General features: G+C 52.2%; 23 protein-coding genes and 1 pseudogene. 13 read left to right on the top strand and 11 right to left on the bottom strand.

Annotated features, from left to right (window positions below):
• The first annotated feature begins 11 nt into the window (after nt 1–11).
• The 5 genes and pseudogenes from glpA to FEK43_RS10520 all read left to right on the top strand — a co-directional run.
• On the top strand, nt 12–1,640 hold the full coding sequence (gene glpA / locus FEK43_RS10540; RefSeq protein ID WP_135407429.1) for an anaerobic glycerol-3-phosphate dehydrogenase subunit A: 1,629 nt from the start codon (nt 12–14) through the stop codon (nt 1,638–1,640).
• Entirely contained in the window at nt 1,630–2,889 is a 1,260-nt protein-coding gene (gene glpB, locus FEK43_RS10535) for a glycerol-3-phosphate dehydrogenase subunit GlpB (protein ID WP_135407432.1), read from the top strand. Before glpA ends, glpB begins: the two co-directional genes overlap by 11 nt.
• Nucleotides 2,886–4,076: an anaerobic glycerol-3-phosphate dehydrogenase subunit GlpC gene (gene glpC / locus FEK43_RS10530; protein WP_135407434.1), complete on the top strand. Its 1,191-nt coding sequence runs from the start codon at nt 2,886–2,888 to the stop codon at nt 4,074–4,076. The genes glpB and glpC overlap by 4 nt, the downstream gene beginning before the upstream one ends.
• A 193-nt stretch (nt 4,077–4,269) precedes the next feature.
• Complete coding sequence (locus FEK43_RS10525; RefSeq protein ID WP_135407437.1) at nt 4,270–5,169, top strand: ISNCY family transposase; 900 nt, start codon at nt 4,270–4,272, stop codon at nt 5,167–5,169.
• A pseudogene (locus FEK43_RS10520) lies at nt 5,170–5,379 on the top strand (hypothetical protein); the annotation flags it as partial. It abuts the gene before it with no gap.
• A gap of 42 nt (nt 5,380–5,421) precedes the next feature.
• Here FEK43_RS10520 and yfaU read toward each other — a convergent pair.
• From yfaU to FEK43_RS10490, 6 genes are all read right to left on the bottom strand, one after another.
• Nucleotides 5,422–6,225, bottom strand: coding sequence for a 2-keto-3-deoxy-L-rhamnonate aldolase (gene yfaU / locus FEK43_RS10515; RefSeq protein WP_130207590.1), 804 nt, complete (start codon nt 6,223–6,225; stop codon nt 5,422–5,424).
• Nucleotides 6,226–6,241: 16 nt separating this feature from the next.
• On the bottom strand, nt 6,242–7,531 hold the full coding sequence (locus tag FEK43_RS10510; RefSeq protein ID WP_135407442.1) for an MFS transporter: 1,290 nt from the start codon (nt 7,529–7,531) through the stop codon (nt 6,242–6,244).
• Between the two features lie 56 nt (nt 7,532–7,587).
• The gene (rhmD, locus tag FEK43_RS10505) at nt 7,588–8,793 is read right to left on the bottom strand and encodes an L-rhamnonate dehydratase (protein WP_130257482.1); all 1,206 of its coding nucleotides are present in this window, start codon (nt 8,791–8,793) and stop codon (nt 7,588–7,590) included.
• A gap of 14 nt (nt 8,794–8,807) precedes the next feature.
• Complete coding sequence (locus FEK43_RS10500) at nt 8,808–9,590, bottom strand: IclR family transcriptional regulator (RefSeq protein WP_130207169.1); 783 nt, start codon at nt 9,588–9,590, stop codon at nt 8,808–8,810.
• A gap of 217 nt (nt 9,591–9,807) precedes the next feature.
• Entirely contained in the window at nt 9,808–11,010 is a 1,203-nt protein-coding gene (locus FEK43_RS10495) for a nicotinamide mononucleotide deamidase-related protein YfaY (RefSeq protein WP_135407444.1), read from the bottom strand.
• Nucleotides 11,011–11,109: 99 nt separating this feature from the next.
• Nucleotides 11,110–11,652, bottom strand: a complete 543-nt coding sequence (locus FEK43_RS10490; RefSeq protein ID WP_130207171.1) for a YfaZ family outer membrane protein — start codon at nt 11,650–11,652, stop codon at nt 11,110–11,112.
• A gap of 279 nt (nt 11,653–11,931) precedes the next feature.
• Here FEK43_RS10490 and nudI point away from each other — a divergent pair, with 279 nt between their 5' ends.
• Entirely contained in the window at nt 11,932–12,357 is a 426-nt protein-coding gene (nudI, locus tag FEK43_RS10485) for a nucleoside triphosphatase NudI (RefSeq protein WP_130207172.1), read from the top strand.
• Nucleotides 12,358–12,395: 38 nt separating this feature from the next.
• Here the strand turns inward: nudI and ais are convergent, their stop codons facing one another.
• Entirely contained in the window at nt 12,396–12,998 is a 603-nt protein-coding gene (ais, locus tag FEK43_RS10480) for a lipopolysaccharide core heptose(II)-phosphate phosphatase Ais (RefSeq protein ID WP_130260545.1), read from the bottom strand.
• Nucleotides 12,999–13,316: 318 nt separating this feature from the next.
• Here ais and arnB point away from each other — a divergent pair, with 318 nt between their 5' ends.
• The 7 genes from arnB to arnF are packed head-to-tail and all read left to right on the top strand — an operon-like array spanning nt 13,317 to nt 20,667.
• Nucleotides 13,317–14,456 carry a UDP-4-amino-4-deoxy-L-arabinose aminotransferase gene (gene arnB / locus FEK43_RS10475; RefSeq protein WP_130260546.1) on the top strand — a complete coding sequence of 380 codons (1,140 nt, stop codon included), beginning with the start codon at nt 13,317–13,319 and terminating at the stop codon, nt 14,454–14,456.
• 3 nt (nt 14,457–14,459) lie between these two features.
• Nucleotides 14,460–15,428: an undecaprenyl-phosphate 4-deoxy-4-formamido-L-arabinose transferase gene (arnC, locus tag FEK43_RS10470; RefSeq protein ID WP_130257477.1), complete on the top strand. Its 969-nt coding sequence runs from the start codon at nt 14,460–14,462 to the stop codon at nt 15,426–15,428.
• Nucleotides 15,428–17,410, top strand: coding sequence for a bifunctional UDP-4-amino-4-deoxy-L-arabinose formyltransferase/UDP-glucuronic acid oxidase ArnA (arnA, locus tag FEK43_RS10465; RefSeq protein ID WP_135407446.1), 1,983 nt, complete (start codon nt 15,428–15,430; stop codon nt 17,408–17,410). Before arnC ends, arnA begins: the two co-directional genes overlap by 1 nt.
• A complete protein-coding gene (gene arnD, locus FEK43_RS10460; RefSeq protein ID WP_130207178.1) occupies nt 17,407–18,300 on the top strand; it encodes a 4-deoxy-4-formamido-L-arabinose-phosphoundecaprenol deformylase in 894 nt (297 codons plus the stop codon). The genes arnA and arnD overlap by 4 nt, the downstream gene beginning before the upstream one ends.
• On the top strand, nt 18,297–19,949 hold the full coding sequence (gene arnT / locus FEK43_RS10455; protein WP_135407448.1) for a lipid IV(A) 4-amino-4-deoxy-L-arabinosyltransferase: 1,653 nt from the start codon (nt 18,297–18,299) through the stop codon (nt 19,947–19,949). Before arnD ends, arnT begins: the two co-directional genes overlap by 4 nt.
• Nucleotides 19,946–20,281 carry a 4-amino-4-deoxy-L-arabinose-phosphoundecaprenol flippase subunit ArnE gene (gene arnE, locus FEK43_RS10450; RefSeq protein WP_130207182.1) on the top strand — a complete coding sequence of 112 codons (336 nt, stop codon included), beginning with the start codon at nt 19,946–19,948 and terminating at the stop codon, nt 20,279–20,281. The genes arnT and arnE overlap by 4 nt, the downstream gene beginning before the upstream one ends.
• On the top strand, nt 20,281–20,667 hold the full coding sequence (gene arnF / locus FEK43_RS10445; protein ID WP_130260549.1) for a 4-amino-4-deoxy-L-arabinose-phosphoundecaprenol flippase subunit ArnF: 387 nt from the start codon (nt 20,281–20,283) through the stop codon (nt 20,665–20,667). The genes arnE and arnF overlap by 1 nt, the downstream gene beginning before the upstream one ends.
• On the opposite strand, the gene pmrD is transcribed toward arnF, so the two are convergent.
• The 4 genes from pmrD to menB form a co-directional block, all read right to left on the bottom strand.
• Nucleotides 20,664–20,927 carry a signal transduction protein PmrD gene (pmrD, locus tag FEK43_RS10440; protein ID WP_130260550.1) on the bottom strand — a complete coding sequence of 88 codons (264 nt, stop codon included), beginning with the start codon at nt 20,925–20,927 and terminating at the stop codon, nt 20,664–20,666. The genes arnF and pmrD overlap by 4 nt on opposite strands.
• Before the next feature lie 109 nt (nt 20,928–21,036).
• Complete coding sequence (menE, locus tag FEK43_RS10435; RefSeq protein WP_135407450.1) at nt 21,037–22,392, bottom strand: o-succinylbenzoate--CoA ligase; 1,356 nt, start codon at nt 22,390–22,392, stop codon at nt 21,037–21,039.
• Nucleotides 22,389–23,351, bottom strand: a complete 963-nt coding sequence (menC, locus tag FEK43_RS10430; protein ID WP_135407453.1) for an o-succinylbenzoate synthase — start codon at nt 23,349–23,351, stop codon at nt 22,389–22,391. Before menC ends, menE begins: the two co-directional genes overlap by 4 nt.
• On the bottom strand, nt 23,351–24,208 hold the full coding sequence (gene menB / locus FEK43_RS10425) for a 1,4-dihydroxy-2-naphthoyl-CoA synthase (protein ID WP_000639996.1): 858 nt from the start codon (nt 24,206–24,208) through the stop codon (nt 23,351–23,353). Before menB ends, menC begins: the two co-directional genes overlap by 1 nt.
• Between the last annotated feature and the right edge of the window lie 12 nt (nt 24,209–24,220).

The following is a 24,220-nucleotide window of genomic DNA, read 5'->3' as shown; positions in this document are numbered from 1 at the left end:
GAGGGATAACAATGAAAACTCGCGATTCGCAAACAAGTGACGTGATTATCATTGGCGGCGGCGCAACGGGATCCGGGATTGCCCGCGACTGTGCCCTGCGCGGGCTGAAAGTGATTTTGGTTGAACGCCACGACATCGCAACGGGAGCCACCGGGCGTAACCACGGTCTGCTGCACAGCGGCGCACGCTATGCGGTTACCGATGCGGAATCGGCCCGCGAATGTATTAGTGAAAACCAGATTTTAAAACGCATTGCGCGTCACTGTGTCGAACCAACCAACGGCCTGTTTATCACCCTGCCGGAAGATGATCTCTCCTTCCAGGCGACTTTTATTCGTGCTTGCGAAGAGGCTGGAATCAGTGCTGAAGCCATTGATCCGCAGCAAGCACGCATTATCGAACCTTCCGTTAACCCGGCACTGATTGGCGCGGTAAAAGTTCCGGATGGCACCGTTGACCCATTCCGGCTGACCGCAGCGAACATGCTCGATGCAAAAGAACATGGTGCCGTTATCCTTACCGCTCATGAAGTCACGGGACTAATTCGTGAAGGCGCGACGGTGTGCGGTGTTCGTGTACGTAATCATCTCACCGGCGAAACTCAGGCACTTCATGCGCCTGTCGTAGTTAATGCCGCCGGGATCTGGGGGCAACACATTGCCGAATATGCCGATCTGCGCATTCGCATGTTCCCGGCGAAAGGATCGCTGCTGATCATGGACCACCGCATTAATCAGCATGTGATCAACCGCTGCCGTAAACCTTCCGACGCCGATATTCTGGTGCCTGGCGATACCATTTCGCTGATTGGCACCACCTCTTTACGCATTAATTACGATGAGATAGACGACAACCGAGTGACGGCAGAAGAAGTGGATATTCTGCTGCGTGAAGGGGAAAAACTGGCCCCCGTTATGGCGAAAACGCGCATTTTGCGGGCCTACTCTGGCGTGCGCCCGTTGGTTGCCAGCGATGACGACCCGAGCGGCCGTAACGTCAGTCGTGGCATCGTGCTGCTCGACCATGCCGAACGCGATGGTCTGGACGGATTTATCACCATCACCGGCGGCAAACTGATGACCTATCGTCTGATGGCGGAATGGGCTACGGATGCCGTCTGCCGCAAGCTGGGCAACACGCGCCCCTGCACGACCGCCGATCTGGCACTTCCTGGTTCACAGGAACCTGCTGAAGTCACCTTACGTAAAGTCATTTCCCTTCCTGCCCCACTACGCGGCTCTGCGGTTTATCGTCATGGCGATCGCACGCCAGCATGGTTAAGTGAAGGCCGTTTGCATCGCAGTCTGGTGTGTGAGTGTGAAGCCGTTACCGCTGGCGAAGTACAGTACGCGGTAGAAAATCTAAACGTGAATAGCCTGTTAGATTTACGCCGTCGCACCCGTGTGGGGATGGGCACCTGCCAGGGCGAGCTCTGCGCCTGCCGCGCCGCCGGGCTGCTGCAACGCTTTAACGTCACCACCTCCGCACAATCTATCGAACAACTTTCCACTTTCCTTAACGAACGCTGGAAAGGTGTGCAGCCCATTGCATGGGGAGACGCATTGCGCGAAAGCGAATTTACCCGCTGGGTTTATCAGGGACTGTGTGGTCTGGAGAAGGAGCAGAAAGATGCGATTTGATACTGTCATTATGGGCGGCGGTCTTGCCGGATTACTCTGCGGCCTGCGATTGCAAAAACACGGTCTGCGCTGTGCCATTGTCACCCGTGGACAGAGCGCTCTGCATTTCTCATCCGGATCGCTGGACTTACTGAGCCACCTGCCAGACGGTCAGCCGGTGGCAGACATTCATGCAGGGCTGGAGTCTTTGTGCCATCAGGCACCTGCCCACCCTTACAGTCTTCTCGGCCCACAACGCGTACTGGATCTCGCTTGTCAGGCGCAGACATTAATTGCGGAAAGCGGCGCGCAATTGCAGGGCAGCGTGGAACTGGCCCATCAGCGCGTTACCCCGCTCGGCACTTTGCGTTCGACCTGGTTAAGTTCGCCAGAAGTTCCCGTCTGGCCGCTACCCGCGAAGAAGATATGTGTAGTGGGGATAAGCGGTCTGATGGATTTTCAGGCGCATCTTGCGGCGGCTTCGTTGCGCGAACTGGATCTTTCGGTTGAAACTGCTGAAATTGAACTGCCGGAACTGGATGTGTTACGCAATAACGCCACCGAGTTTCGCGCGGTGAATATCGCCCGTTTCCTTGATAACGAAGAAAACTGGCCGCTGTTAATTGATGCACTAATCCCTGTCGCTAATACCTGTGAAATGATCCTGATGCCCGCCTGCTTCGGCCTGGCCGATGACAAACTGTGGCGCTGGCTGAATGAAAAACTACCTTGCTCACTGATGCTTTTGCCAACGCTGCCGCCTTCCGTGCTGGGTATTCGTCTGCAAAACCAGTTACAGCGCCAGTTTGTACGCCAGGGCGGCGTGTGGATGCCGGGCGATGAAGTGAAAAAAGTCACCTGTAAAAACGGCGTGGTGAGTGAAATCTGGACCCGCAATCACGCCGACATCCCGCTGCGTCCACGTTTCGCGGTTCTCGCCAGCGGCAGTTTCTTTAGCGGCGGGCTGGTGGCAGAACGCGACGGCATTCGTGAGCCAATTCTCGGCCTTGATGTACTGCAAACCCCCACGCGGGGTGAGTGGTATAGAAGTGACTTTTTTGCTGCGCAACCGTGGCAACAGTTCGGCGTAACCACTGACGAGGCGCTACGCCCGTCACAGGCTGGTCAAACAGTAGAGAACTTGTTTGCCATCGGTTCGGTGCTGGGCGGATTTGATCCCATCGCCCAGGGATGCGGCGGCGGTGTTTGTGCCGTCAGTGCTTTACATGCCGCTCAACAGATTGCCCAACGCGCAGGAGGCCAAAAATGAACGATACCAGCTTCGAAAATTGCATTAAGTGCACCGTCTGCACCACCGCCTGCCCGGTGAGCCGGGTGAATCCCGGCTATCCAGGGCCAAAACAAGCCGGGCCGGATGGCGAGCGTCTGCGTCTGAAAGATGGCGCACTGTATGACGAGGCGCTGAAATATTGCATCAACTGCAAACGTTGCGAAGTCGCCTGCCCGTCCGATGTGAAGATTGGCGATATCATCCAGCGCGCACGAGCGAAATATGACACCACGCGTCCCTCGCTGCGTAACTTCGTTTTAAGTCATACCGATCTGATGGGCAGCGTTTCCACACCGTTCGCGCCAATCGTCAACACCGCTACCTCGCTGAAACCAGTACGGCAGCTGCTTGATGCGGCGTTAAAAATCGATCATCGCCGCACGCTACCGAAATACTCCTTCGGCACGTTCCGTCGCTGGTATCGCAGCGTAGCGGCCCAGCAAGCGCAGTATAAAGACCAGGTCGCCTTTTTCCACGGCTGCTTCGTCAACTACAACCATCCGCAACTGGGTAAAGATTTAATTAAAGTGCTCAATGCGATGGGAACGGGAGTGCAATTACTCAGCAAAGAAAAATGCTGCGGTGTGCCGCTAATCGCCAACGGCTTTACTGATAAAGCGCGTAAACAGGCGATCACAAATGTAGAGTCGATCCGCGAAGCGGTGGGGGTAAAAGGCATTCCGGTGATTGCCACCTCCTCAACCTGTACATTTGCCCTGCGCGACGAATACCCGGAAGTGCTGAATGTCGACAACAAAGGCTTGCGCGATCATATTGAACTGGCGACCCGCTGGCTGTGGCGCAAGCTGGACGAAGGCAAAACGTTACCGCTGAAACCGCTGCCGCTGAAAGTGGTTTATCACACCCCATGCCATATGGAAAAAATGGGCTGGACGCTCTACACCCTGGAGCTGTTGCGTAAAATCCCAGGTCTTGAGCTGACAGTGCTGGATTCCCAGTGCTGCGGTATTGCCGGAACATACGGCTTCAAAAAAGAGAACTACCCCACTTCACAAGCCATTGGTGCGCCACTGTTCCGCCAGATAGAAGAGAGCGGCGCAGATCTGGTCGTTACCGACTGCGAAACCTGCAAATGGCAGATTGAGATGTCCACAAGCCTTCGCTGCGAGCATCCGATCACACTGCTGGCAAAAGCGCTGGCTTAAGCGACCTTCTGATGCCCGATGAGTTCATGGCTTATCGGGCATTTTTGCGTGCACGGTTCCGAACCCAATGTGTGCGTTGCATCGCAGTAAAAATACTTCTGAAAACGTCTCGCAAAGGCTAAAACTGCCAGATGCCATCGGCCTGCGATCCCCGTAATGTCCCGTCATCATAAAAATCAGGTGACGGACAACCATGACTGAATCAACAACATCCACCCCGCATGATGCGGTGTTTAAAACGTTTATGTTCTCGCCCGAAACCGCGCGGGATTTTCTGGAAATACATCTGCCGGAACCGCTGAGAAAACTTTGCAACCTGCAAACCTTACGCCTGGAACCCACCAGTTTTATTGAAAAAAGTTTACGCGCTTACTACTCGGATGTTTTGTGGTCGGTAGAAACCACCGACGGCGAAGGTTATATCTACTGCGTGATTGAGCATCAGAGTACTGCGGAAAAAAACATGGCCTTTCGACTGATGCGTTATGCCACTGCCGTCATGCAGCGCCATCTGGACAAAGGCTATGACAGAGTCCCTCTGGTAGTGCCAATGCTGTTTTATCACGGCGAAACCTCACCCTACCCATATTCACTTAACTGGCTGGATGAATTTGACGACCCGCAGCTTGCCCGGCAGTTGTACACCGAAGCTTTTCCGTTGGTGGATATCACCATCGTACCTGACGATGAGATCATGCAACATCGGCGTATAGCTCTGCTGGAACTGATTCAAAAGCATATTCGCGAGCGCGATTTAATCGGTCTGGTCGACAGGATCACCACGCTTTTGGTTAGGGGCTTCACTAATGACAGCCAGGTGCAAACGCTGTTTAATTATCTGCTGCAATGCGTCGATACCTCCCGTTTCACCCGCTTTATTGAGGAGATTGCCGAACGTTCACCACTACAAAAGGAGAGATTAATGACTATTGCTGAACGGCTGCGGCAGGAAGGACACCAAATTGGCTGGCAGGAGGGCATGCATGAACAAGCCATTAAAATTGCTTTGCGCATGCTGGAACAGGGCTTTGAACGTGAGATTGTGCTGGCGACAACCCAACTCACTGATGCTGATATTCCGAACTGTCATTAAAAGGAGAAATTGATGACTATTGCTGAACGGCTACGGCAGGAAGGGCACCAAATTGGCTGGCAGCAAGGTAAATTAGAAGGTTTGCAGGAAGGCATGCATGAACAAGCCATTAAAATTGCCTTGCGAATGCTGGAACAGGGCATCGATCGTGACCTGGTACTCGCAACCACCCAGCTAAACGAAGCCGATCTGACAGTGAAAAACCACTAACTAACATACAGGCCCACAGGTAATCCCTATGGGCCTTTGATATTAATAACTTCCTGTTATGCGTGGCCCATTTTTGCCTGATTTAAATATCGCCAGTCGTTGATCCAGGGCATCGCTATAGAGCATCGTGTCAACGCCAACAGCGACAAAGTTCGCTCCCCACGCCAAACATTGCTGCGCCATATCAGGAGCCACAGCCAGAAAACCAGCCGCTTTACCCGCAGCGCGGATCCGACGAATGCTTGCTTCAATAATACACTGAACTTCCGGGTGGCCGGCGTTATCCGGATACCCCAACGACGCTGAGAGATCCGCAGGCCCAATAAATACGCCATCAATCCCTTCGACTTCGAGGATTTCGTCCAGGTTATCCAGTGCCGTTTTACTTTCCACCTGCACCAACAGACAAAGCGAGTCGTTGACTTGCGCCATGTAATTCTCAATGCGTCCCCAGCGCGCAGCACGAGCTACACTGGCCCCGACACCACGCTCACCGTAGGGTGGATATCGGGTAGCAGACACCACCTGACGTGCCTGTTCGGCAGTATCGACCATCGGGATCAGTAGGGTTTGAGCGCCAATATCCAGTACTTGTTTAATCAGCGACTTACTCCCCTCCACCGGGCGGATCACGGGTTGGCTGGCATAGGGCGCTATCGCCTGTAACTGGTGATAAAGATCCTGAATGGTATTTGGCGCGTGCTCTCCGTCAATCAGCAACCAGTCATAACCGGAAGTAGCGGCGATTTCTGCCATATAGGCAGTCGTTGAGCTTAACCACAGACCAATTTGCACTTCACCTTTGCGTAAGCGTTCTTTGAAGGGATTGGTTAATAATGCGTTCATCATATTCCTTAACCTATTAGTGATGTGCCACGTTAGTCTGCACAACTGAGCGACTTACACGTAGAGTGAAAATAATCAGCGAGCCGACGACCGCCACCGCAGCCAGCGTCAGCAATCCTGCCGCATCGCTGGCAAACAAGGTTTCTGCTTTTACGCGCAGGATCGGGGCGATAAATCCGCCCACTGCGCCAAACAGGTTAACAAAACCAATCCCCGCCGCCAGCGCCGTACCAGAAAGCAGTTGTGTCGGCATAGTCCAGAACACCGGCTGCACGGCAATAAACCCTATTGCTGCAACACATAGCGCAACGATTGCCAGTACTGGCGAAAGTAGCCAGGAAAGGCCAATACCAATGCCCGCGGCCAGCAATGTCAGCGCCGCGACATTGCGCCGTTCGCCGGTTTTATCGGAATAGCGCGGAATAAGCCAGGTCCCAAACAATGCCGCAACCCACGGAATAGCGGTGACCACAGAGGCCGTAAAGCCCACTTTTGTCCCCAGCAATGCCGCAACCTGCGTCGGCAGGAAGAAAATTAATCCATAAACCGCGACCTGAATGGTCAGGTAGATAATTGCCAGTTGCCAGACTCGCCCATTACGCAGTGCATCGCTCAGTCGAGAAGTCACTTTCTGTTGTTCTTCACTTGCCAGTTGATTGATAAGCAACGTTTTTTCTTCTTTACTCAGAAAACGTGCCTGCTCCGGTGTGTCATCAAGCCAAAAGAATGTGAATACCCCAGCGCCGACTGCCAACAATCCTTCAATCACAAACATCCAGAACCAGCCGGGATGCCCCATAAATCCATGCATCTCCAGCAGCGCGCCGGAAAGCGGTGATCCCAGCGTTAATGCCAGCGGTGCGCCCATATAGAACAGCCCCATAATGCTGGCGCGATTACGCTGCGGAAACCATTGCGAGGTGAGATAAATCATACCGGGGAAGAATCCGGCTTCCGCTGCGCCAAGCAGAGTGCGAACGATCAGAAATTTCGCTTCAGTATCGGCCCATGCCATTGCCGCCGAAAGAAATCCCCATAGCAGTGTCGTCGTACCAATCCAGGTTCTGGCCCCCAGTTTGCGCATCAACAGATTCGCCGGTACACCAAGAAACGCGTAAACCACAAAGAAAATCCCCGCCCCCAGCGCATAAGCTTCATTACTCAGCCCGGTATCAATCTGGTAGGTCTGTTTAGCAAAGCCAATGTTCGAACGATCGAGAAACGCCAGCACATACAGTGCCAACATAAACGGGATCAAACGCGCGCGGTTTTTCTTCACCACGGCGTCAAGCAAAGCGGTGCTCATAAAAAGCTCCTTAGAATATGTGGGCGTTACCGTTGTCACAGCAACGCCCGGAGTGATTAGTGGCTGTAGGGGCGTTTCAAATTGCAGTCACGATTGAGTTCGACGCCGAAACCGGGTTTATCAAGCACTGATTTATGAATACGACCATTCACCGGAACCGGCTCATTAAGCAGAATGGGGTCAAACTGCGGACGCATCGTTGAACAATCCGGGCTGGTCATCAGGAATTCACTGAATGGCGTATTGGTGAAGGTGATCACCGCATGGTGGGAGTAAACAGACGAACCGTGCGGCACCACCAGTTGCCCCCTGGATTTGGCGATTGCGGCAATTTCCACCAGCGTGGTTAAGCCACCACACCAGCCCACATCCGGCTGCATGATGTCGATACCGGTTTCTGAAAGCGTACGAAAAGATTGCAGTGTGCCGTGGTGCTCACCACTGGTGACCATCATTCCCGCTGGCGCGTTGCGTTTTAGTTCGCGATAACCTTCATACTGTTGTGGCGGCAGGCACTCTTCGATCCATTTCAGGTTATAGGGAGCACAAGCGTGGGCTAGTTTGGTGGCATAGTTCACGTCCTGGCTCATCCAGCAGTCGAGCATTAACCAGAAATCTTCACCACATTTCTTACGCATATCCGCGACCATAGCGGCATCTTTGCGGATCCCCGCATCGCCATCATGTGGCCCCCAGTGCGTCGGCATTTTGCCACCGATAAATCCCATCTCTTTTGCCAGATCCGGACGTGCGCCAGTGGCGTAGAACTGGATTTCATCACGGACTGCGCCACCTAACAGTTTGTAAACCGGAAGCCCAACCACTTTGCCGAACAGGTCCCACAGTGCCAGATCGACACAGGAAATCGTGTTCATCACCAGGCCACCAGAACCGGAGTAATACAGAGTGGCATTGAGCATTTGATCGTGAATCAGTTTGATATCACTGACACATTTGCCCTCGATAAAACGGTTAAGGTGTTTTTCGACAATAAAACACCCCATTTCACCGGCAGTTGAAACGGCGAAACCGATCTGGCCGTTTTCTGCTTCAACTTCGACAATCAACGTGCCAAGAACGTTAATGCCAAATGACTGGCGCGACTGTTCATAATCGCGGTATTTACTCATCGGGGTAGCAATATGATCGTCTATCCAGTGATTCGCCCCCTGGTCGTGATAATCACCTCCGCCAGCGCCTTTTTCTGCTGTCGCACCGCCAGTAAACCAGGCGCGAACCTGTTTGATTTTTGGTAGGGTCATGATGTTCTCCATTGTTATGAGGCCTGTAAGTCAAAGGGACTTTTCCATCCCAACAGACGTGAAATATCCCTGGCGCAGGCAATGGCTTTGCCCGCCAGATAGTCACGGTATTCTTCGTTGATTTGTAAGCGAGTACCGACCACCGAGATCGCGGCGGTAAGTTCGTTATTGGCGTTAAACACCGGAGCGGCGACGCAACGAACATCGGCGTAATCTTCGCCGTTGTCATAGCTCCAGCCCTGACGGCGAATACGCGCCAGTTCCTCGTGGAGCAGTTGTGGATGAGTCATTGTGGTAGGTGTCGCCTTTTCCCAGACCAGTCCTTCGATAATGCTTTGCTGGACAGCGGCTGGTTGCCAGGCAAGAAGGCATTTCCCGATGCCGGAACGATAAAGCGAAAGGCTTTTCCCTTCATGGGAACGCACACTGATGGTGGCTGAAGACTCCACTTTCAGAATGTAATAAGCACTACCGTTATCGATGATCCCAAGGTGGCATAACAGCCCAGTGGTATCCATCAGTTGCGTCAGGCGTGGTCGCGCCAGCTCCCTGAGATCCATCTTGCTTAACGCATGAGCGGAAAGCTCCACCAGCTTGGTCCACAAACAAAAATTTTCCTGGTGATCAAGGCTAAGAAAACGCTGGCGTTTAAGTTCGTTAAGCAGCAGATAGGCCGTGCTTTTCGGGATCCCCAATGTGTCAATGATCGTTGCAGCACTACAAGGGCCAATGCGGGCAATCAGATTGAGAATATCAATAGCCCGTGTCAGGGCGGGTACTTTGCTTGATTCCAACATACTGGACTCCAGTCTTAGATACTGGAATCAGTCTCGTCGCTCAGGGTGAGTAAAATTGTGAAGCGCATCAAATCCCGTTTCTCGTCCAGCGGACTGGAGAAATTACGCACAAATTTGTGAATCAGCGCACGGATTTTTTCTTATTGAGTACAACAGGTTGGACAAATTTGCGGGAGGGGTATGTGCCGGTGCAGTAAACCGGCACAGCGTGACTGAATCAGACGGATAAGGTCATGGACTCAACAACCTCAATCCAGCCATGCTCGCTGGCGATGTCCTGACCGTTCAGCCAACGGCGCAGCATATTCAACGCCATCATTGCACACACTTCCTGACGAATAGCCAGACTGTAGCGCGTAGTGCTGAAATGTACGCGCAGAGCATAAGTGCCGTCCGGCGTGGCTAGCGCAAAGTTGAGATATTCGTTCTCGAAACCCGAAACAGCCAGTGCCAGCCCGGCAAAATGGTTGGCCCGCCGTTCTGTAATCCAGTGCGCAGTTTGCGCCAGGGTTTCCTCCTGTGAAGGAACCACTTCACACGCCAGCAATGGAGCACCTGCGCGAGAAAGTTGCAAAGCCAATAAACCACCGGTGAATTGCTCGCTCAACGTCAGGCTGAACTGGCGGTTTTGCAATTCGCGACTGATCTGCGCGGGCAGTCCTTCGGTGCCTTCGTAAATCACGCTCTGTCCGGCAACACGTTTAACGTCCAGCCACAGTTTTTCCATCGCCTGTTGCTCGCTTGCCGGTCCGGTCAGCTTCAGTTCAATTATCGGCATAGAGGAGCGATAGCCCATTGTTACTCCCGGCGGCAGTTGTAGAGTGTCCAGGCTTTGTGCCAGATCGCTTTCCGAACGACCAAAGGTAGTCAAACGCAGACAAACCGGCGGCTGCGGTAAAGAAAAACGCTCGCGCAGGCGCGGCAGGATTTCGTGCTCGACCATCACCTTAAATTCTGACGGTACGCCGGGGGTAAAGAACATCAGGCAACGATTAAGCTGCACGGCAAAACCACAGGCGGTGCCTACGGGGTTATTGATGAACTCGGCACTCGCTGGCAATTCTGCCTGTTTACGGTTGCTCGGCGCCATCACGCGACCACGTTCGCGGAAATAACGTTCCATCTCTTTAAGCCAGGCTTCATGTAGCACCAGACCTTCACCTTTTGCTGTCGCAGCAGCGAGCGCGCTTAAATCATCGCTGGTTGGCCCCAGTCCGCCGTTGACGATCAGCACATCGGCGTGCTGACTGCGCTCACGAAGAATGGTGACTAAATCTTCAAGGTTATCGCCTACCGTATTACGGCGAGATAGCGGCAAGCCCTGATGAAAGAAAAAGTCGGCCAGCCAGGCTGCATTCGTGTCAACGATTTGCCCGTGTAACACCTCATCCCCGGTGGATAGCATTTCCACTTTTAACATGGTTATCTCCTGCTTTTGTTATCGAATCACTATAACGCAAAGGGAGATAAGGCGTAGTAAGAAACTGAATGGCGCGACAGAACGCCGCGCCGGAAGGTATCAGAAGCTGGCGTTAACCCCGACATAAGGGCCGTCAGCCACGGCATTATCGCGATTGCCGTCTTTCCCCGACAGGTTCAGATAACGGTAGCCTGCCTCAATACTGACTGGACGCATAATGGTATAACGCGCGCCAGCATTCGCTTCTTCATAACTTTGAATACCGCTGGAGAGCGAATCCGGAGAGTAATAATACTCGCCAAACAGACGGAAGCTGTCGCCAATTTGCCACTGCAAACCACCACCGACTGCTGCCGCGTAACCTTCATCGCCGTAATTCGGGTTGGTATAAACACCTTTCCCACCTACAGTTGCCATTAACGGCCCCAGAGGAAGATTCAGGCCCAACCCCACGCCCGCGACATCACCGTCGTCGTCGTTATGTGTCCAGTTACCGCTTAACGCCAGTCCCGTAGACTCGGTCCCGAAACCGACGCCAATATTGGTGTATTCCTTACCTGCCTGGCCGCTGATGCTTATCGCATTTGCCGATGCAGAAACCAACAGCATTCCAGCCAGAACTGGTAGCGCAAATTTTTTCATTTTTACCTTTTTCCGCAAGAAGATAATCAACATTCCCCAAAGCTGCGGGATTGTACTGCCTGACGCAGAGGATTCAATGCGTGAAAAAAGCGATCTGCTAACTTATTGTAACTAAATACGTCTTTAATAATTTAACGCCGAAAAAATAAACATGATTTACGTTATAAACCAAAATAATAATCAGCGCAGTTATCATCGCAAAAGAGACTAATGTCACTTTCGCATATTTCTGAGTTGCCGTATTCTCTTGGTTTATTTTCGATTATAAGGAACATCCCTGTGCGACAACGGACTATTGTTTGCCCTTTGATTCAAAATGATGGTGCTTATCTGCTATGCAAAATGGCTGACGATCGCGGCGTTTTCCCGGGTCAATGGGCGCTTTCGGGTGGTGGCGTGGAACCTGGCGAACGTATTGAAGAAGCATTACGCCGTGAAATCAGAGAAGAGTTAGGCGAGCAACTGATTCTTACCGACATCACTCCGTGGACTTTCAGCGATGACATTCGCACTAAGACATATGCAGATGGTCGTAAGGAAGAGATTTATATGATTTACCTGATCTTTGACTGTGTTTCTGCCAACCGTGAAGTGAAAATAAACGAAGAGTTTCAGGAATACGCGTGGGTAAAACCTGAAGATCTGGCGCAATACGATTTGAATGTTGCGACCAAGAAAACATTACGTTTGAAGGGTCTTCTGTGATAGTGATGACAGCCATTACTGGCTGTCAGATTCAAAGATCAGTGATTGACAAATTCCCCATCCAGTAAAACTTTACCGTTTTCCACATGCATCACCAGTCCATCCAGATAATCTGGTTTAAATGTCACGTTACGTTTATCTTTCGCGATATACGTCAGACAGTGATTGTGGGTGAAGATAACAATATTTTTATCAGGCGCTTTACTTTGTAAGTCTTTAATTGCGCTATAAATCTCATTACTACATTGTAGCAGTCGTTTATCTACCGTCAGTTTTTTGCCCGCAGAAAACCAGGTTGCCGACTGAATAGTCCGAACGGTATTACTGGAATAAAGATCGAAATCAGGGATATCTGCGCTGAAGGCTTTGCCCAGTTCACGCGCATCCTGAGAGCCATTTACCGTAATACCTGTTTTGTCTGACAAGCATTGATTGGAGGAACGATCGCAGCGTTCTCCATGGCGAAACAGAACCACCACCGGATGCTGCTGCGCCAGCCTGGCCAACGTTTTATTGTCGATTCGTGGTAACCCATTGCTACTCCAGGCTGCATGACTACCCAACCCGGCAATTACAGCAAGCACCAGTAAAATGAAGATATATTTTTTAGACTTCATCGAAGTCCGACAAAAAGCTAACACTTAAGCTCCACCTATAGACACGCGTAGCCAGCTAAATGACCGTGAAAAAAAATAACATTTTCACCGGAAAATAGGGGCTGGGGATAGTATTAAAACATTACGATGCACGCAAAATGCCTTAAATCTTGTCAAATGAAAAGCCTGAAAAAGATAAAAAAACGAAAAAAACTAATATTTAAGTACTATATTAGTTCCTTAAGGTTAAATTAATATTCTACCCTTAGAATTTTACGCCAAATGGCAAAATACATATAACGCTCCCTATAACAAATATTAGTGAATAGATGGGAAAAGTATTCAATGGCCGAAGGAATAATAATGTCAGATTTTTTGCCCTTTTCACGTCCGGCAATGGGTGTGGAAGAACTCGCTGCGGTTAAAGATGTTCTCGAATCTGGATGGATCACCACAGGTCCGAAGAATCAGGCGCTTGAACAAGCCTTTTGCCAGTTGACGGGAAATCAACATGCCATCGCGGTCAGTTCAGCCACAGCCGGAATGCATATCACGCTGATGGCGCTGGAGATAGGTGCTGGCGATGAAGTGATCACGCCTTCTCTGACCTGGGTATCAACTCTTAATATGATTTCTTTGTTGGGCGCTACGCCGGTAATGGTAGATGTCGATCGCGATATGCTAATGGTCACGCCTGAAGCGATCGAAGCAGCCATTACGCCGCGTACCAAAGCCATCATTCCAGTGCATTATGCCGGTGCGCCAGCAGATATTGACGCCATTCGCGCCATTGGCGAACGTTACGGTATCGCGGTTATTGAAGATGCCGCCCATGCCGTCGGTACGTATTACAAAGGCCGACATATTGGTGCGAAAGGTACTGCTATTTTTTCGTTTCACGCCATCAAAAATATTACCTGTGCAGAAGGCGGCCTGATTGTTACTGATGATGAAAACCTCGCCCGCCAGCTACGTATGCTGAAATTTCATGGTCTGGGCGTCGATGCATATGACAGACAAACCTGGGGCCGCGCGCCGCAGGCAGAAGTATTAACGCCGGGCTACAAGTACAATCTGACCGATATTAACGCCGCGATTGCCCTGACACAGTTAGCCAAATTAGAGCAACTAAACACCCGTCGTCGGGAAATTGCCCTGCAATATCAGCAAGCACTGGCAGCTCTCCCGTTCCAGCCTTTAAGCCTTCCCGCATGGCCGCACATTCACGCCTGGCATCTGTTTATTATTCGTGTTGATGAACAACGTTGTGGTATCAGCCGCGATGCGTTGATGGAAGCGTTAAAAGAAAAAGGCATTGGCACCGGGTTACATTTCCGCGCCGCTCACACGCAAAAATATTATCGCGAGCGTTTTCCCACGCTGTCGTTACCGAATACCGAATGGAACAGCGAACGCATCTGTTCGTTGCCGCTTTTTCCAGATATGACCACCGCCGATGCCGACCGCGTCATCGCGGCCCTTCAGCAACTCGCAGGACAATAAGCCATGTTTGAAATCCACCCTGTTAAGAAAGTCTCGGTGGTTATTCCCGTCTATAACGAGCAGGAAAGCTTACCGGAATTAATCAGGCGCACCACCGCAGCCTGTGAATCGCTGGGGAAAGAGTATGAGATCCTGCTGATTGATGACGGCAGTAGCGATAATTCTGCACAAATGCTCGTCGATGCCTCACAAGCAGAGGGCAGCCACATCGTGTCTATTTTGCTTAATCGTAATTACGGACAGCATTCGGCGATCATGGCAGGTTTCAGCCACGTTACCGGCGACTTAATTATTACCCTCGATGCCGATCTCCAGAATCCGCCAGAGGAGATCCCCCGTCTGGTAGAAAAAGCCGATGAAGGTTACGACGTAGTGGGTACTGTGCGCCAGAATCGCCAGGATACCTGGTTTCGTAAAACGGCATCGAAGATGATTAACCGGCTTATTCAGCGCACTACCGGCAAAGCGATGGGCGACTATGGCTGTATGTTACGCGCCTATCGCCGTCATATTATCGATGCCATGTTGCACTGCCATGAACGCAGCACCTTTATCCCGATTCTGGCGAATATCTTCGCTCGCCGCGCCATTGAAATTCCGGTGCATCATGCCGAGCGTGAGTATGGCGAATCTAAATACAGCTTTATGCGCCTGATTAATTTGATGTACGACCTGGTGACCTGCCTCACGACCACACCGCTACGTATGCTGAGTCTTCTCGGCAGCGTGATTGCGATTGGGGGTTTCAGCATTGCGGTACTGCTGGTGATTTTACGCCTGACCTTCGGACCACAATGGGCGGCAGAAGGCGTCTTTATGCTATTTGCCGTGCTGTTTACTTTTATTGGCGCTCAGTTTATCGGCATGGGATTGCTCGGTGAATATATTGGCAGGATCTACACCGATGTCCGCGCCCGTCCCCGCTATTTTGTTCAGCAAGTTATCCGTCCATCCAGCAAGGAAAATGAATAATGAAAACCGTCGTTTTTGCCTACCACGATATGGGATGCCTCGGTATTGAAGCCCTGCTGGCTGCCGGTTACGAAATTAGCGCCATTTTTACCCATACTGATAATCCTGGCGAAAAAGCCTTTTATGGTTCAGTCGCTCGCCTGGCGGCGGAAAGAGGCATTCCGGTTTACGCGCCGGATAACATTAATCATCCGCTGTGGGTGGAACGCATTGCCCAACTGTCACCAGAGGTGATTTTCTCTTTTTATTATCGCCATCTCATTAGCGATGAGATTTTACAGCTCGCTCCCGCAGGTGCATTTAATCTGCATGGTTCGCTGTTACCAAAATATCGTGGTCGCGCGCCGCTGAACTGGGTGCTGGTGAACGGTGAAACGGAAACGGGCGTAACATTGCACCGAATGGTTAAACGTGCCGATGCCGGGACCATTGTTGCCCAACTGCGCGTTGCCATTGCGCCAGATGATATCGCCATTACGCTGCATCATAAATTGTGCCATGACGCGCGTCAGTTGCTGGAACAGACGTTACCCGCCATTAAACACGGTAAGATTCTGGAAATAGCCCAACGCGAGAACGAAGCCACCTGTTTTGGTCGCAGAACACCAGAAGACAGCTTCCTCGAGTGGCACAAACCGGCAGCCGTATTGCATAACATGGTCCGCGCCGTCGCCGATCCGTGGCCGGGTGCCTTCAGCTATGTTGGTAATCAAAAATTTACCGTCTGGTCGTCACGCGTACATCCTCATACATCCGCAGCGCAGCCGGGAAGCGTGATTTCTGTTGCGCCGTTGCTGATTGCCTGTGGCGATGGAGCGCTGGAAATCGTCACCGGACAAGCGGGCGACGGCATTACTATGCAGGGCTCGCAATTAGCGCAGACACTGGGCCTGGTGCAAGGTTCACGCTTGAATAGCCAGCCTGCCTGTGCCGCCCGACGCCGTACCCGGGTACTCATCCTCGGAGTGAATGGCTTTATCGGTAACCATTTGACAGAACGCCTGCTGCGCGAAGATCACTATGAAGTTTACGGTCTGGATATTGGCAGCGACGCGATAAGCCGTTTTCTGAATCATCCGCATTTTCATTTTGTTGAAGGCGATATCAGCATTCATTCCGAATGGATTGAGTATCACGTCAAAAAATGTGATGTCGTGTTGCCGCTGGTGGCGATAGCCACGCCGATTGAATATACCCGCAACCCGCTACGCGTATTTGAACTCGATTTTGAAGAGAATCTGCGCATTATCCGTTATTGCGTGAAGTACCGTAAGCGAATCATCTTCCCGTCGACTTCAGAAGTTTATGGGATGTGTAGCGATAAATACTTCGATGAGGACCATTCTAATTTAATCGTCGGCCCGGTGAATAAACCACGCTGGATTTATTCAGTATCAAAACAATTACTTGATCGGGTGATCTGGGCGTATGGCGAAAAAGAGGGGTTGCAGTTCACCCTCTTCCGCCCGTTTAACTGGATGGGGCCACGACTGGATAACCTTAATGCTGCGCGAATTGGTAGCTCACGCGCTATTACGCAACTCATTCTCAATCTGGTGGAAGGTTCACCGATTAAGCTGATTGATGGCGGAAAACAAAAACGCTGCTTTACTGATATTCGGGATGGTATCGAGGCGTTATACCGCATTATCGAAAATGCGGGAAATCGCTGCGACGGCGAAATTATCAACATTGGCAATCCTGATAACGAAGCGAGTATTGAAGAGCTCGGCGAGATGCTGCTGGCGAGCTTCGAAAAACATCCGCTGCGCCATCACTTCCCACCGTTTGCGGGCTTTCGCGTGGTAGAAAGTAGCAGCTACTACGGCAAAGGATATCAGGACGTAGAGCATCGTAAACCGAGCATCCGCAATGCCCGCCGTTGCCTCGGCTGGGAACCGAAAATTGATATGCAGGAAACCATCGATGAGACGCTGGATTTCTTCCTGCGCACTGTCGATCTTACGGATAAGTCATCATGACCAAAGTAGGTTTACGTATTGATGTCGATACTTTTCGTGGCACCCGCGAAGGGGTGCCACGTCTGCTGGAAACCTTAAGTAAGCATAATATTCAGGCCAGCATTTTTTTCAGCGTCGGCCCGGACAATATGGGCCGCCATCTCTGGCGACTGGTGAAGCCACAGTTTTTGTGGAAGATGCTGCGCTCAAACGCGGCATCGCTTTATGGCTGGGATATTTTACTGGCAGGTACGGCATGGCCAGGAAAAGAGATTGGTCATGCCAATGCCGATATCATTCGTGAAGCGGCTAAATACCACGAAGTCGGCCTGCACGCCTGGGATCACCACGCCTGGCAAGCCCATAGCGGCAACTGGGATCGGCAAACAATGGTAGACGATATTGCCCGCGGCCTTCGTACCCTGGAAGAGATTATCGGCCAACCGATAACCTGCTCCGCTGCCGCTGGCTGGCGTGCCGACCAACAGGTGATCGAAGCAAAAGAAGCGTTCCATTTGCGCTACAACAGCGATTGTCGTGGGGCGATGCCGTTTCGTCCCTTGCTCGAATCAGGAAAACCTGGCACTGCACAAATTCCAGTGACATTACCTACCTGGGATGAAGTGATTGGCCGGGATGTGAAAGCGCAAGATTTTAACGGCTGGCTACTCAACCGCATCCTGCGAGATAAAGGGACGCCGGTTTATACCATCCATGCTGAAGTTGAAGGTTGTGCTTATCATCCTGATTTTGTTGATCTCCTGAAGCGTGCCGCCCGTGAAGGCATTACGTTTTGTCCATTAGGCGAGCTGCTGCCGGAGACGTTGCCGCTCGGACATGTGGTGCGTGGAAGAATCGCTGGACGTGAAGGCTGGCTGGGTTGCCAACAAGTTGCGGGAACTCGTCCATGAAATCCATTCGCTATTACGCAGCATTCTTTGCGTTTATTACCGTCTATTATCTCTTGCCGATTAATTATCGCCTGCTCTGGCAACCTGATGAAACGCGGTATGCGGAAATCAGTCGGGAAATGCTGGCTTCCGGCGACTGGATTGTGCCCCATCTGTTAGGGCTACGTTATTTCGAAAAACCGATTGCCGGATACTGGATTAACAGTATTGGGCAATGGCTGTTTGGCGCGAATAACGTTGGTGTGCGAGCAGGTGTTATCTTTGCGACTCTGTTAACCGCCGCGCTGGTGACCTGGTTTACTCTGCGCTTATGGCGCGATAAACGTCTGGCACTACTCGCCGCTGTGATTTATCTCTCGCTGCTTATTGTCTACGCCATCGGCACTTACGCCGTGCTCGATCCGTTTATTGCATTCTGGCTGGTGGCGGGAATGTGTAGCTTCTGGTTGGCAATGGATGCGCAAACGTGGAAAGGCAAAAGCGCGGGATTTTTACTGCTGGGAATCACCTGCGGTATGGGGGTAATGACCAAAGGTTTTCTCGCCCTCGCCGTGCCGGTATTAAGCGTGCTGCCATGGGTGGCGACGCAAAAACGCTGGAAAGATTTCTTTATTTACGGCTGGCTGGCAATCATCAGTTGTGTACTGACGGTTCTCCCCTGGGGGTTAGCAATAGCGCAACGGGAGCCTGACTTCTGGCACTATTTTTTCTGGATTGAGCATATTCAACGCTTTGCGATGGATGATGCCCAACATAAAGCCCCGTTCTGGTACTACTTGCCTATCATCATTGCCGGTAGCCTGCCATGGCTGGGATTACTCCCCGGTGCGCTGCGTTCTGGCTGGAAAAACCGCAACCATTCCGCAACCGTCTATCTCTTGAGCTGGACGGTGATGCCACTGCTGTTTTTCTCCGTCGCTAAAGGCAAGCTGCCGACCTATATTCTTTCCTGCTTTGCACCTCTGGCAATACTGGTGGCGTATTACGCGTTGCAGGCAGCAAAAAATAATCCTCTGGCGTTGCGGATTAATGGCTGGATCAATATCGCATTTGGCGTCACTGGCATTATTGCCACGTTTATCGTTTCGCCCTGGGGCCCCATGGGCACCCCCGTCTGGCAGGCTTTCGAAATCTATAAGGTCTTTTGCGCATGGTCGATTTTTTCGCTGTGGGCATTTTTCGGCTGGTATACGTTAACGAACGTGGAAAAAAACTGGCCCTTTGCGGCGCTTTGTCCGTTGGGGCTGGCGTTGCTCGTGGGTATTGCGATCCCCGATAGAGTCATGGAAGGCAAACATCCGCAATTTTTTGTCGAGATGACGCAAGAATCACTCCAGCCGAGCCGCTATATTCTTACTGATAGCGTCGGCGTTGCCGCAGGTCTGGCATGGAGTCTGCAACGCGATGACATCATCATGTATCGCCAGACGGGGGAGTTGAAATATGGCCTCAATTATCCGGATGCGAAAGGCAGATTTGTCAGCGGTGATGATTTCGCCAGCTGGCTTACTCAACATCGCCAGGAGGGGATTATTACTCTCGTGCTTTCGGTAGATCGCGATGAGGATATCAACAGCCTTGCCATTCCACCTGCAGATGCTATCGATCATCAGGGGCGTCTGGTGCTCATTCAGTATCGGCCCAAATGATCTGGCTGATTTTAGTCTTTGCCAGCCTGCTTAGCGTAGCCGGGCAGCTCTGCCAGAAACAGGCAACTCGCTTTGTGGCAATAAGTAAACGGCGCAAACATATTGCACTGTGGCTGGCGCTGGCATTGATGTGTCTGGGGCTGGCAATGGTGCTCTGGCTGCTGGTATTACAGAACGTGCCGGTAGGCATTGCCTATCCAATGTTGAGCCTGAATTTTGTCTGGGTGACGCTGGCAGCAGTAAAACTGTGGCACGAACCAGTGTCTTTTCGTCACTGGTGTGGGGTGGCCTTCATTATTGGCGGCATTGTGATTCTCGGGAGTACGGTGTAATGGGCCTGATGTGGGGATTATTCAGCGTCATTATTGCTTCTGCTGCGCAATTAAGCCTCGGTTTTGCGGCGAATCATCTGCCGCCGATGACGCAATTATGGAATTTTATCGCGGCGCTTTTTACTTTTGATTTCGGTGCCCGGATGCTGGTCGTCGGCCTGGTTGGCTATCTGATCTCCGTTTTTTGCTGGTATAAGGCGTTGCATCGGCTGGCACTCAGCAAAGCCTATGCCTTACTGAGTATGAGTTATGTACTGGTATGGATTGCATCAATGGTACTTCCCGGCTGGGAAGGGACCTTCTCGTTGAAGGCTATGCTGGGCGTAGCCTGTATTATGGGTGGATTAACGCTGATTTTTCTACCAGCAGCAAAACAACGCTGCTAACTTTTGCAGCCAGACTGACATTGTCGCCCCCATTCTTCAACACTATAACTGCTCGCCGAAATGACTTTCACCGTGCGCTGTTTTTCCCGGTTGATGCAATAAAGCGCATCCTGTAGCGGAGAAAGCAGGTCACCTGATTTAACGCTAAAGTCAGTTTGCACTTCGGCAATCATTTTTATCGTGCCGCCAGTATCACAAAGCTTCAGTACATGTCTGTTGTCTTGTTTATCGCTGCATGATTTTTTAACCAGCCATTCCATTGCACTATCCTGCCTGATAAGAATTGTCACATTAATTTACAGATTAACAGATAAACTCATTATCAATGGCAATGGAATAGCGGAAATGAGAGATGAAACTAATGATTTCTTAATACTGGCGTTGCACCCACTCTTTTAATGCCTGACGTGAAATTTTAATGCCGCCGTTTTTCAGCTCCGGCGGAAGCGTCAGCCAACGCACCGGTTGTTGAAAACGGGCCAACTTGTCTTTCACCCATTCGCTAAGATCAACGGTTTCGTGGTCATACTCCACCACCGCTACCGGTCGATGACCAAACTCCTTGTCAGTAACGGGGACGATAAACACCTGCAAAACCGCAGGATGCGCGGCAATCACACGTTCGACTTCTTCTGGCTGAATGCCTTCGCCACCACTGAAGAACAGATTGTCTAAACGTCCGACAATGGTCAGCTTGCCATTATGCATCTCACCGCGATCGCGCGTGGCGTACCAGCCTTCGTCATTAACCAGCGGCACCAGTTTCCCGTTACGCCAGTAACCTTCTGCCATACTGGCAGCCCGCAGCCACACTTCATCGTTAACGATTTTTACTTGCCGCCCCGGCAGAGGCGAACCGACGTCAGCCAGGCCGTCCGCTTCTTTCGCGCAAACCGTGGAAGCGAACTCCGTCAGACCATAGCCGCAAAAGCAACGAATGCCCTGCTCGCGCGCCTGCTCCGTCAACTCAACCGGAATTGCCGCGCCGCCAAGTAACACCGCTTTCAGGGAAACTGAACTGCGGTTAACCAGCAAACGCCAGAGCTGTGTTGGCACCAGTGAAGCGTGAGTACAGCCTGCCAGCATTTGCTCCAATGGCTGTTTATCACGTACCGTCATCCGCGCACCAGCGTATAACCAGCGCCACATAATTCCCTGACCAGAGACGTGAAACAACGGCAAAGAGAGCAACCAGTCATCGTGATCGCCAAACGGAATCAGCGATAACACCCCTTCGGCACTGGCAAGATGGGCCTGATAAGTATGAACTGCGGCTTTCGGCAAGCCAGTGGAGCCAGAGGTTAACGTCATTGAGCACAGGCGCGTCGGCTGCCACGCAGCGGCATGTGCGCCTTCAACCAGCTGAATGTGCAGCGACGTTAACGCCGGAAACGTGTTTTCCCCTTCCGGCACCAGCGCAAATTGCAGAGTGAGATTTGGCAGCAATTCCTCAAGCAACGGTTGCGGCAGTTGTGGATTCACGGGCAGCACCCGCGCCCCACATTGCAGTAACGCCAGCCAGGCCAGCAGCGTTTGCGGCGTATTCCACGCCCGCAACATTACGCCGCTGCCCTCAACCACACCCTGCGCCGCAAAGCCGGAGGCTAATTCATCGACGCGAGCACAAAGCTTGCGCCAGTTGAGTTGCTCGTCATTAAGACGTAAGGCGATGGCTTCTCCCCGCACCTGCCGCCAGTGACGCCACGGCCAGTCAGAGAAGATCATAACAGCCGCTCCAGTGCATCAACTTCCACTAATGGCAGCGGGCTACCCGGCCAGCGACGAACCAGCTGCGCCTGCATCAGATCCAGCGTATCCAGCCCCGGAATGGTGTCTGGCGTTAACCAGGCAGCAATCCGCGCCAGTTGCGTTAAGCCTAAGCTCGACTCGATGGAAGAACTGATCACCGCCGTCAGCCCCAGCGCGTGCGCCGCCTGCACCTGCTCGCGGACTTTCTCCAGGCTGCCCGTGAGCGTGGGTTTGATCACCACCGCACGCACGCCCTCTTCCGCCACAAAGGCAAAATCCGGCTCGCGCAGGCTTTCATCCCAGGCAATGGCAATGCCGGTTTCACGGGCAAACGCACGCGAATCATCGCGGGTTTTGCACGGCTCTTCGAGAAACGCGATGCGGTGGCGATAGTCCGGGTTAACGTATTTGGCAAACTGCTGGCCTTTCAGCGGCGTCCAGGCGCGGTTCGCGTCAAGACGCAAATGCAGATCCGGAATTGCCTCCAGCAAAAGATTGACCACCATGCCGTCGCGCACGGCTTCGTACAATCCCACTTTGACCTTCGCCACTTTCTCGCCAGGCATATCGGCAAGTTTGAGGATCAGATCGTCCGGATCGCCATTACACAGCGGCGCAGCACGGTAATTGGCCGCCTGCGGGAGCGTATCTGCCAGTTCAGCCAGCGCGCAGCTTACGCCAAAGGCGACGGAAGGCATCTGTGGTAGCTCGCAATCGCCTGCCAGCCAGTTATGTACCCAGGCAAGCAGCACACTTTGCGCCTCTTCCCAGTTTTCCTGACTGAAGCCCGGCAATGGGGAGATCTCCCCCCACCCTTCGCGCTCGCCCTCACGCAGGCAAACGTATAGCCCGTCGCGGGTTTTTAACCGCCTGTCGCGCAGAACCACCCCCGCGTCCATGGGGATCTGCCAGCGGTATACCTGCGCGCTACGCATTACGGATTCCGTTTAAATTTGCTGAAATCAGGCTGACGTTTCTGGTTGAAAGCGTTGCGACCTTCCTGACCTTCTTCCGTCATGTAGAACAGCATGGTGGCGTTACCCGCCAGTTCCTGCAGACCTGCCTGACCGTCACAGTCAGCGTTCAGTGCAGCTTTCAGGCAACGCAGCGCCATCGGGCTGTTTTGCAGCATTTCACGGCACCAACGGACGGTTTCTTTTTCCAGATCGGCCAGCGGCACCACGGTGTTCACAAGGCCCATATCCAGCGCCTGTTTTGCGTCGTACTGACGGCACAGGAACCAGATTTCACGCGCTTTTTTCTGCCCGACGATGCGAGCCATATAGGAAGCTCCCCAGCCGCCGTCGAAGGAACCGACTTTCGGGCCAGTCTGACCGAAGATGGCATTATCTGCCGCGATAGTCAGGTCGCACATCATGTGCAGAACATGACCGCCGCCGATGGAGTAGCCAGCCACCATCGCGACAACCGGTTTCGGACAGGTACGGATCTGACGCTGGAAGTCCAGCACGTTGAGGTGATGTACGCCGGAATCATCTTTATAACCGCCGTAGTCACCACGTACTTTCTGGTCACCGCCGGAGCAGAACGCTTTATCGCCCGCGCCAGTCAGAATGATCACGCCGATGTTGTCGTCATAACGGGCATCCGCCAGCGCCTGGATCATCTCTTTTACCGTCAGAGGACGGAAGGCATTGCGCACCTGCGGACGATTAATGGTGATTTTTGCGATACCGTCGGTGGATTTTTCATAACGAATGTCCTCGAAACCTTCGGAGCAGTCGTGCCATTCAACCGGTGCGTAAAGCATTGCTTCATCAGGATAAATCATATTGTGTCCTTT

Origin of the sequence: Escherichia sp. E2562 (assembly GCF_005781075.1) — a bacterium.
Lineage (GTDB): Bacteria > Pseudomonadota > Gammaproteobacteria > Enterobacterales > Enterobacteriaceae > Escherichia.
The sequence above is the reverse complement of the archived record's forward strand: the minus strand, read 5'-3'. Positions and strand labels throughout refer to the sequence as shown.